This window comes from Geomonas sp. (assembly GCF_056994735.1).
Window position 1 is genome coordinate 1 of the sequence record NZ_JBXKJL010000374.1, and the last position, 8,782, is coordinate 8,782.

Genomic DNA, 8,782 nt, shown 5'->3' on the forward strand with positions numbered 1-8,782 from the left:
CCCCCCACCCCCTGCCCCCCTCCCGCAAGGGGAGTGGGACTCCGCCGGATGGAGTACCTATCTGTCGAGATCCGCCAGCACGAAGTCCAGGGACCCTATGATCGCCATGAAGTCCGCCACCAGCCAGCCGCGGCTCAGGACGGGTAGCGCCTGGATGTGCGGGAATGTCGGGGTGCGTATCCTCATGCGGTAGGCGGTGTGGAGGCCGTCGGAAACGGCGAAGTACCCGTTCTCCCCTTTGGGTGCCTCGATCGCGGTGTAGCATTCGCCCTTGGGCGGCGACATCCCGCGGGTGCTGTTGACGAAGTGGTGGATCAGCGACTCGATGTCCTTCAGGGTGTCGGGCTTCTGCGGCAGCGTGTACCGGTGGTCCGGCGAGACCCAACGTCCTGGCGGCATCCCCTCCGCCGCCTGCCTGACGATGGCCAGCGATTGCCGCATCTCCTCCATCCTCACCAGGTACCGTGCGTAGCAATCGCCCCCTTCCGCGATCGCCACCTCGAACTTGAAGCGGTCATAGCCGCCGTAGGGCATCTTCTTCCTGAGGTCCCAGTCGAAACCGCAGGCGCGCAGGTTGGGCCCAGACATCCCCCACTCGATGGCGTCATCGGCCGAGATCGCCGAGACCCCCTCCAGCCGCGCCTTGAAAATCGGGTTCCCGGTCAGGAGCCGTTCGTACTCGGCAAGCCGCGGGGGGAACCAGGCGAGGAAGCTCTTCACCCTCTCCAGCCACCCCTCGGGGAGATCCTCGGCAACTCCGCCAATCCGGAACCAGGCCGGGTGCATCCTCCCGCCCGTGATGTGCTCCACGATATCGAAGATCTTCTCCCGGTCGGTAAAGGTGTAGAAGACCGGGGTCATGGCTCCCAGGTCGGCGGCGAAGGTCCCCAGCCAGACCAGGTGGTTGGCAATGCGGAAGAGCTCGCAGAGCATGACCCTGATGTAGACGGCCCGCTCGGGGATCTCCACCCCGCAGAGCGCCTCTACGGTGTTGACGTAGGCCATGTTGTTCTGCACTCCGGCCAGGTAGTCGATCCGGTCGGTGTAGGGCATGTACTGGTGCCAGTTCTGGCGTTCCCCCATCTTTTCCGCGGCGCGGTGGTGATAGCCGATCTCGGAGTTCATGTCGACGATCTCTTCCCCGGAGAGCTTGAGCATGAACCTGATGACGCCGTGGGTCCCCGGGTGCTGAGGGCCCACGTTCAGGATCAGGGTCTGGTCGTCCACCCGATCGAAGAAATCTCCTGCCGGAACGGCTTTGTGCTTCAGTGCGTCTTCCGCGGTGTAGGGGGGGAGCTCGGTGGCCTTGGAGGGATGTTCCTTCCTCAGCGGATGCCCCACCCAGTCCGACGGCATAAGGATACGGGTCAGATCGGGGTGCCCGGCGAAGCGCAGCCCGAACATGTCGTAGACCTCGCGCTCGTACCAGTTGGCGACCGGGAAGACGGGGGTGACGCTGGGGAGCTCGGGGTATTCTCCGTTAAGCTCGGTTTTGATCCTGATCCTTCCGGGGAGATCGAAGCAGGTGAGGTGGTAGTTGACGGTAAAATCGGGGAATCGGTCGCGGTCGCGGCGGCAGGATTCATCGACGCAGGCGATATCCTCCAGCCTGCGGAACGGGGTCCTGCCGTGGTTCTTCAGGTACTTCAGAACCTCCGGCACCAGCCCCGCCGGCGCTCGGTAGGTCTGGATGTCCGCGGCGGCGGGATCGAGCCGCACCTCCGGACCGAAGGCGGCCTGCAGTTCCTCGTTAAGGTTGTAATCCGGGTAGGCGAGCCTCGGCTGGGGGGGGCGCCAGATCTCGTCGGAGCGCGGCGCGGCGAAGTGCGGGTACTGCATCTCGCTGCCGCGGATGGCGCTTCCTTCCATGCCGGGCCCCCTCGGGTCACGGGCCTTGGTCACCGTGTCGACCAGGATCGGGGCGGTGGTACCCTGGGTGCCCCCCTGCATGTGGAGCACGCTGCGGGCCGGGCGCTCGTTCCTCTTGATCTTCTCCTGCAGCAGCATGAGCCCCTCCAGGAATGACTCCGGCCGCGGCGGGCAACCCGGGATGTAGACGTCGACCGGCAGGATCTGGTGCACCCCCTGGACGACGCTGTAGACGTCGTACATCCCTCCGGAGTTGGCGCAGCTTCCCATGGAGATCACCCACTTGGGGGATGCCATCTGGTTGTAGAGCCTCAAGATGCTGGGGGCCATCTTCTTGAAGACCGTCCCGGCTATCACCATGACGTCCGCCTCGCGCGGGGTGCCGCGCAGGACCTCGGCGCCGAAACGCGAGACGTCGTAGCGGGAGGTGAAGGAGGTCATCATCTCGACGAAGCAGCAGGAAAGGCCGAAGAACATCGGCCACAGGGAGTTGGCGCGCCCCCAGTTGATCAGATCGTCGAGCGAGGCGAGGATCACGTTATCGGGTATGTTTTGGCTTTCCGTTTCGCTCAAAGCTGCTCCCCATAACGCCGCTGTTCACTTTAATGATGGCCCTGCCCATTTTGATCTTCACACCGCTGTTACACGTTCCTGATCCTGTCAATCCTGATATCCCCGTTCAGTGTCTTTGGAGATCAGTAATGCATCGACTTCCTGCCCCCCCGCGTTGCGGCAGGCCCCCAGTCCAGTCCACCCTTCATCCAGAGCCAGACCAGTCCCAACAAGAGGACCACGATGAAGATGGAGATGTGGATCAGCCCCGGTAGCCCCAGCAGGTCCCAGGCGGTGGCCCAGGTCAGGATGAAGGCACCCTCGACATCGAAGACGATGAAGAAAATGGCGATGAGGTAGAAGGGAACTTGTGACGCGTGACGGGCGGTGCCGGTGGGAGGCACCCCGGATTCGTACGGGGCTTCCTTGTATGGCGCATCTTTGCCGGAACCCAGGTAGTAGGCGGCAAGGAGCAGGACGCTGATCAGACCGACGGCGATCAAAGAATAGACTGCGAGAGGGATCAGTTCGACCTGCTGGGCGCTGACTGGCATGGCGGCCTTTCAACCTGGGAGAGTGGTCGTTTCAACACCCGTATAATCTAGCGTAGGGGCGGTAAAAGTCAACGTGGCCTGGCATTTTTTGATGAATTTTCAAGCTCTCTGGCGCTGTATTATCTGGATCAGCTGCCAGACAGGCCTGTCGACGATAGGCTTAACGATGTTCCTGCAAGTCAAAGAGTGCTGATTCGAAAATCGTGACGCTCTGAGGAACGGCGGGGGAACTATCTATTAGCTTCTTTGCCGGTTCATTCTCGGCAAAGCCGTGCCAAAACAGTTCTTCTTTGACAGTGACTGGAATCACAATTTTCTCTGTGATACCTGCCACTTCTGAGACAATCTGCACTATGACAGTGTGTGAGGGCTATGTCAAAAGTATTTTGGTCTTGAGAATCAATATTTCGAATGCCATGGAAGCCTTCCCCAGCAGTCTCTGGAGATCGGGGACCTGCCCGTCGAGAGGGGAGCTTGCTCCCTCGACATAGAGGATGGCTACCGCGCGCCCCACCATCATCAGGGGCACCAGGAGGTTGGCCGCCGGGGTTCCTCCCCCCAGAGAGGCCATGATTGCGCCGTTGGCCGGGGTCGTAGGGATGGGCCCTAGATAAAAGGTCTTGCTCTCAGCCACCACCCGCAGTATCGAGGCCTCGTTGAGATCGATTTCGAGCTTGTCGAAGTTCGGGACCGGCTTCTTTCCGCACTGCGCCACCCATCCGCATGCCTTCCCTCCCTTGACTACGAAGAGGGCTGCGCGGTTGAATTGCCGGGCCGCGTGGTTGACGACCAGTTCCGCCACCTCGTCCCTGTTTTCCACCCGGGTGAAGGCCTCCAGGACCCCCTTCAGGCTGTAATCCTGCTTGGGTTCGGGCTGCTTCGGGGGCGGGGCCTGGGGCTGAACGGTGTGTATGTGGAGCTCCTCCAGTTCCGCGAAGGTCTCCAACTCCGAGAGCAATGGCAGCTCCAGGATGTCGCTTTCGTCGAGTTCCAGGGGGGGGATGGTGATCTCCTCCTGAGGTCGCTGGACCGGCCTGGTTTCCGCCGGCTTTGCCGGAACCGCCTGCCTGACCGGCTCGAATGCCGCCGGATCCGGAGCGTGCTTGGTCCGGTTTCTCCCTCCCCCTTCGACCTTGATGTAGCGCATCTCACGCCTGATCTTGTAGTGCTTTTCCAGCGCGGTCACCAGCCGAAGCTCGGGTGTTATGACCGGAAGGACGATGTAACCGGTGACGAAGGAGATCTCGTCGATAGCCGCGAAGTCGGAGGGGTCCGCCATGGCCAGGATCAGTTTGCGGTTATTGAGCCCTATGGGAACGACCTTGTACTTCCTGATGATCTCTTCCGGGATCAGCCTGAGGATATGGGGAGGGATCTCCATGAGCTGCTCCGGAGAGGCATGGGGAGTGCCCGTTTTCCTGCTCAGGAAAAGAGCCAGCTCCTGCTCGTCGAGATATCCCATCTCTATGAGATTGGTCCCGAATTTCCCGCCGAAGATGGCCTGGCCTTTCAGGGTTTCCTCGACTTGCTCCGGAGTCAATTTGCCGGCGCTTACCAGCAGCTCACCTAACTTCATCTACAACCTCCCCAGACTGCTTTCCAGCTCTCCGTTGGTGATCGGGGGCTATGCCGACCTCTGTTACTGGAATTCCAGCCGCGGCAGAGCTGGCTTAGCGGGAACTCTTTTTGAGTCGCTAATTTAGAGCGCCTGCCTTGCAATGTCAACAGCAAAGAGAGACGGTGTCCGGGGCGGTGGGTCAGTGCTGCCTTCCTCCTTTTTCGATGAGAGTTTCGGGGGCGAAGAGCCCTCCTGCCGTGATTTGAGGCGACGGGACTAGATGGTATACTCCTTGTGCGCCGGCGGCGGGATTGATGCGCTGCCATCACAGGCAAGGGGGGCGGGCATGAAAGCTATAGTGGTCGAGGATTTCGGAGCCCCGGAGGTGATGCGGCTCAAAGAGGTGGCCGATCCGGTCCCAGGCGAGGGGCAGGTGCTGGTGAAGATTTATGCCGCCGGGGTCAACCCTGTCGATGCATACATCCGTTCCGGCAGCTATGGCCGGCATGCGACGCCACCTTATACTCCCGGGATTGACGGTGCAGGGGTTATCGAAGCGGTAGGTGCCGGAGTCAAGCACCGGAATGCGGGGGAAAGGGTGTATGTCGCCTGGTCCCTCACCGGGACCTATGCCGAAAAGGTCCTGTGCGCCGAGCATCAGACCCATCACCTTCCTGATGAGGTCACCTTCTCGCAGGGGGCCGCCATCGGCGTGCCCTACGGGGCCGCTTACCGTGCCCTTTTCCAGAAGGCACATGCGCTTCCGGGCGAGAGCCTGCTGGTGCACGGAGCCAGCGGCGGGGTAGGCATCGCCGCGGTCCAACTGGCACGGGCGGCCGGATTGTGGGTGATAGGGACTGCCGGAAGTGAAAAGGGGCGGCAACTGGTGCAGGAGATGGGTGCGCATGCGGTGATCGATCACCACCAGCCTGACCACCTGGCACAGACCAGGGAACTGACCTGCGGCCAAGGGCTCGACGTCATCCTCGAGATGCTGGCCAACCAGAACCTGGGGCAGGATCTGGGAGCGCTGGCCCAGGGGGGGCGGGTCGTGGTGATTGGGAGCCGCGGCCGCGTCGAGATCGATCCCCGTGACACCATGGCCCAGGACACCTCGATCATCGGGATGGCCCTGTTCAACGCTTCCGAGAAGGATCTGTCCCGGGTACATGCCGCCCTTGTGGCGGGGCTGGAGAACCGGACGCTGCGCCCGGTGGTGAGCAGGGAGTTGTCTCTGGCCGATGCGGCCGTGGCCCATCATGAGGTTATGGAGGCGAGCACCTTCGGGAAGATCGTCCTCATTCCTTAGCCAGTGCCGCTGTCCCCTCGCCGCTCATTCAGTCGCGCTGGTGTCTCTGTGATCCAGTCGCATTGCATAATGAAAAGCTTTGCTTAAAATGTACATGAGTGCAGACGCTCTTATGAGAGACCATGACGGTACACCCTTCGACAAGCTCAGGGGGAACGGCGGCCGGTGCTTGACCCAGTTGGAGCGGTTGGTTGACCCTGTTGGAGTCGAGGTTGGGAAGAGGTTGGTGCCGAATTCGGGTTGAGCTGCTGGTAACCGTTCGTGCTGAGCTTGTCGAAGGACGCAATCAGAGTTGTCGGTATGGGGAGTTCGGGTAATCATAATCACTACGTGACGCTATGGAGGATGGCCATGCAAGGATATGAACTGACAAAGCAGATCGAGAAGGAAAGAAGAAAGAACTCCAACAACATCTTCATCAAGTGGTGGCGCAAGGAGGAGGACTGGCTCGATTTCGACCTCATCTCCCGGTTCCTGGAAAACCTCAAACCCAGCGAGGATATCGGCGGGTTCGAACTGATCGATCAGGATGAGATGTGGCGGACCATCGAAAAGCGCTGTGACGGCAGGGCGATGAAGGTGGAGCGTAACGGAGAAGTGGTGCTCCTTTACACGCCGCCGAAGAAGTCCGAAGAAGAGGAGAAGGGGCAGGAATACCCTTACACGCCGGAATCGCTGCTGAAGATCCTGGACGTGGAGTCGGACTACAACTACGTCGACTGACCAACCGCTGTCAGCCGGACAGGACCGCTATCTGCAGATCCATCACGTTGGTGCCGGTCGGTCCGGTCTTCAGCAGGGCTCCGCAGCGCTCGAGCAGAGCGTAGGCGTTGTTGTCCGCCAGAAACGCCGCGGGATCGAGGCTGGCAGCTTTGGCCAGGGCTGCGGTGTTCCCGTCGACCACACCCCCTGCGGCGTCGGTCGGTCCGTCGATGCCGTCAGTTCCCGCGGAAAGCAGAGTGATCCCTGGTTCCCCCTCGATTGCCAAGGCAAAGGCCAGGGCGAGTTCCTGGTTACGGCCCCCCTTCCCCTTACCCACCACACGCACCGTCGTCTCCCCCCCGCTGACCAGGCAGAGTCGTTCGCCGGGAGGGAGCTTCCTCCTCTCCGCCACTGCCAGCTCTGCCAGCCTTCGCCCGGCTTCCCGCGCCTCGCCGCAAACCTGATCCTCCAGAACCTGCACCTTCAGCCCCTTGTGGCGGGCTGCGCGGGCCGCGGCCTCGACGGCGTCGTGGTTCCGAGCCGCGATGATGGTGGTGACGGTCGAGAATATCGGATCGTCAGTCTTCGGCGTCTCCCTGATCATACCGGCAGCGCCTCTTTCCAGACGGTCACGGGCCGATGCCGGGACCCTGTCGGAAAGCCCCAGTTGGTCAAGAACCGTGATGGCGTCGGCAAAGGTGGTAGGGTCGGGGTAGGCCGGGCCGGAGGCTATGACATCAGGGCGATCCCCCGGTACGTCGGATATCGCCAGGGAGATCAGGCGCGCCGGGTGGGCTAAGGCAGCGAACATCCCACCCTTCACCTTGGAGAGGTGCTTGCGGACAGTGTTGAGCTGCACGATGTCGGCCCCCGCCTCCATCAGCAGCCTGCAGGTCTCCTGCTTCTCCTCCAGCGTTACGCCGTCGGCAGGTGCCGTGAAGAGTGCGGAGCCTCCCCCCGATACCAGGAGGAGTAGCAGTGTCTCGTGACCGGAGTTCCGGGTGAGCTCGATGATATGTCTGGTAGCCGCAACTCCATGACTGTCAGGGTGAGGATGGCCGGCCGTGGCGATTTTTATACCTTTTGGCAGCTCGGACAACTTGGAGTCATGCGGGACGATGACCAGGCCGGAGGTGATGCAATCGCCCAGGACCTCCTCGGCGGCGAGGGCCATGGCGGCCGCGGCCTTGCCGAAACCGGCTACCACCAGCCTCTGGTAGCCCCCGGTGAGGAAGACCTCCCTTGCCAGGCGTAGGTGCGGTGGCAGCGTCTGTAACGGATCCACTGCAGCCAGCGCGCAGCAGAAAAGATTATCGACCAGTTCGCGATCAGTCATCCACCAATTCCCTCACACTCCTCTTGACCCTTCCCGGAACCCCCACCTAAAGGTGCAGATCCAAGGAAGAGGTTGCCGCTCCTCCCTGCCGGGCAGCACCTTCAGCGTTCCCCCCTTTGACAAAGGGGGGGGCAGGGGGGATGGGTCTCTACCCCCTCGCCAGCATCTTGAAGAAATCGAGCACCTTGTCCGGATGTTCCGAAGCCTTCGCGATCTTCGGCCAGTGCTTGATGATAACACCGTCCGGCGAGATGACCACGGTGGAGCGGATCACCCCCATGGTCGTCTTGCCGTACTGCACCTTCTCACCGAAGGCGCCGTAAGCCTTCATCACCGAAGTGTCAGGATCCGACAGCAATGTGAACGGAAGCTTGAAGTCCTCGATGAACTTCAGATGCGACTTCATCGAGTCCCTGCTGACTCCGACGATGACGGCTCCCAACTGTTCGAACAGAGAGTGGAGCTTGCTGAAGCCTACCGCTTCGCTTGTGCATCCAGGGGTGTTGTCTCTGGGATAGAAAAAGAGGATCAGGAGCTTTCCTCTATAATCTTTGAGGGAGTGCACTTTGCCATCGCTTCCCTGCAGCTGGAAGTCCGGAGCGGGTTGTCCTTCCAAAAACATGTCATCCTCCTGGGGATTTATTGCATTTCATCTGTCTGCTGAGACAGAAATTTCTATCAACGATAACAGAGGGGAAGGGATTGGGCAAGGTCGGAGCGGTATCCGGATGATGTTGTCTCGCGGGTCGAATCAGGTTATGCTGCGACGATCGTCACTGGGAGGGAATATGAGCGGCACCTTTATCGATACCACGGCAGTCGCAGGCGTGGCGCCGTGGCACCATTTTGGCGGCATCCTGCTGGTGATCTCGCTGGCGGTGCTGCAGGGGCGGGTGGGGAGG

At 61.2% G+C, this 8,782-nt stretch carries 7 protein-coding genes; 2 read left to right on the forward strand and 5 right to left on the reverse strand.

The annotated features are described in order from the left end of the window. Positions 1 to 57: 57 nt before the first annotated feature. From AC11W3_RS16170 to AC11W3_RS16180, 3 genes are all read right to left on the reverse strand, one after another. Positions 58 to 2,442 (reverse strand): NADH-quinone oxidoreductase subunit B/C/D, encoded by a 2,385-nt coding sequence (locus AC11W3_RS16170; RefSeq protein ID WP_484088957.1) that lies wholly within the window; start codon positions 2,440 to 2,442, stop codon positions 58 to 60. Between the two features lie 122 nt (positions 2,443 to 2,564). Then, positions 2,565 to 2,975, reverse strand: a complete 411-nt coding sequence (gene ndhC / locus AC11W3_RS16175; protein WP_484088956.1) for an NADH-quinone oxidoreductase subunit A — start codon at positions 2,973 to 2,975, stop codon at positions 2,565 to 2,567. A 370-nt stretch (positions 2,976 to 3,345) separates the two neighbouring features. Beyond that, positions 3,346 to 4,551, reverse strand: a complete 1,206-nt coding sequence (locus tag AC11W3_RS16180; protein WP_484088955.1) for a GspE/PulE/PilB domain-containing protein — start codon at positions 4,549 to 4,551, stop codon at positions 3,346 to 3,348. A 328-nt stretch (positions 4,552 to 4,879) separates the two neighbouring features. On the opposite strand from AC11W3_RS16180, the gene AC11W3_RS16185 reads away from it, so the two are divergent. Together AC11W3_RS16185 and AC11W3_RS16190 are read left to right on the forward strand one after the other, a co-directional pair. Then, positions 4,880 to 5,842 carry an NADPH:quinone reductase gene (locus AC11W3_RS16185; RefSeq protein ID WP_484088954.1) on the forward strand — a complete coding sequence of 321 codons (963 nt, stop codon included), beginning with the start codon at positions 4,880 to 4,882 and terminating at the stop codon, positions 5,840 to 5,842. Positions 5,843 to 6,193: 351 nt separating this feature from the next. Further along, positions 6,194 to 6,565 carry a hypothetical protein gene (locus AC11W3_RS16190; RefSeq protein ID WP_484088953.1) on the forward strand — a complete coding sequence of 124 codons (372 nt, stop codon included), beginning with the start codon at positions 6,194 to 6,196 and terminating at the stop codon, positions 6,563 to 6,565. Between the two features lie 10 nt (positions 6,566 to 6,575). Here AC11W3_RS16190 and AC11W3_RS16195 read toward each other — a convergent pair whose 3' ends face one another. Beyond that, entirely contained in the window at positions 6,576 to 7,880 is a 1,305-nt protein-coding gene (locus AC11W3_RS16195) for a glycerate kinase type-2 family protein (protein WP_484088952.1), read from the reverse strand. Positions 7,881 to 8,028: 148 nt separating this feature from the next. After that, the gene (locus AC11W3_RS16200) at positions 8,029 to 8,502 is read right to left on the reverse strand and encodes a peroxiredoxin (RefSeq protein WP_484088951.1); all 474 of its coding nucleotides are present in this window, start codon (positions 8,500 to 8,502) and stop codon (positions 8,029 to 8,031) included. Positions 8,503 to 8,782 lie beyond the last annotated feature (280 nt).

What these genes read in the sequence shown, in the direction of transcription:
- AC11W3_RS16200 (WP_484088951.1), bottom strand. Translation starts at nt 8,502, where the DNA reads ATGTTTTTGGAAGGACAACCCGCTCCGGACTTCCAGCTGCAGGGAAGC.
- AC11W3_RS16190 (WP_484088953.1), top strand. Translation starts at nt 6,194, where the DNA reads ATGCAAGGATATGAACTGACAAAGCAGATCGAGAAGGAAAGAAGAAAG.
- AC11W3_RS16180 (WP_484088955.1), bottom strand. Translation starts at nt 4,551, where the DNA reads ATGAAGTTAGGTGAGCTGCTGGTAAGCGCCGGCAAATTGACTCCGGAG.
- AC11W3_RS16195 (WP_484088952.1), bottom strand. Translation starts at nt 7,880, where the DNA reads ATGACTGATCGCGAACTGGTCGATAATCTTTTCTGCTGCGCGCTGGCT.
- AC11W3_RS16185 (WP_484088954.1), top strand. Translation starts at nt 4,880, where the DNA reads ATGAAAGCTATAGTGGTCGAGGATTTCGGAGCCCCGGAGGTGATGCGG.
- ndhC (WP_484088956.1), bottom strand. Translation starts at nt 2,975, where the DNA reads ATGCCAGTCAGCGCCCAGCAGGTCGAACTGATCCCTCTCGCAGTCTAT.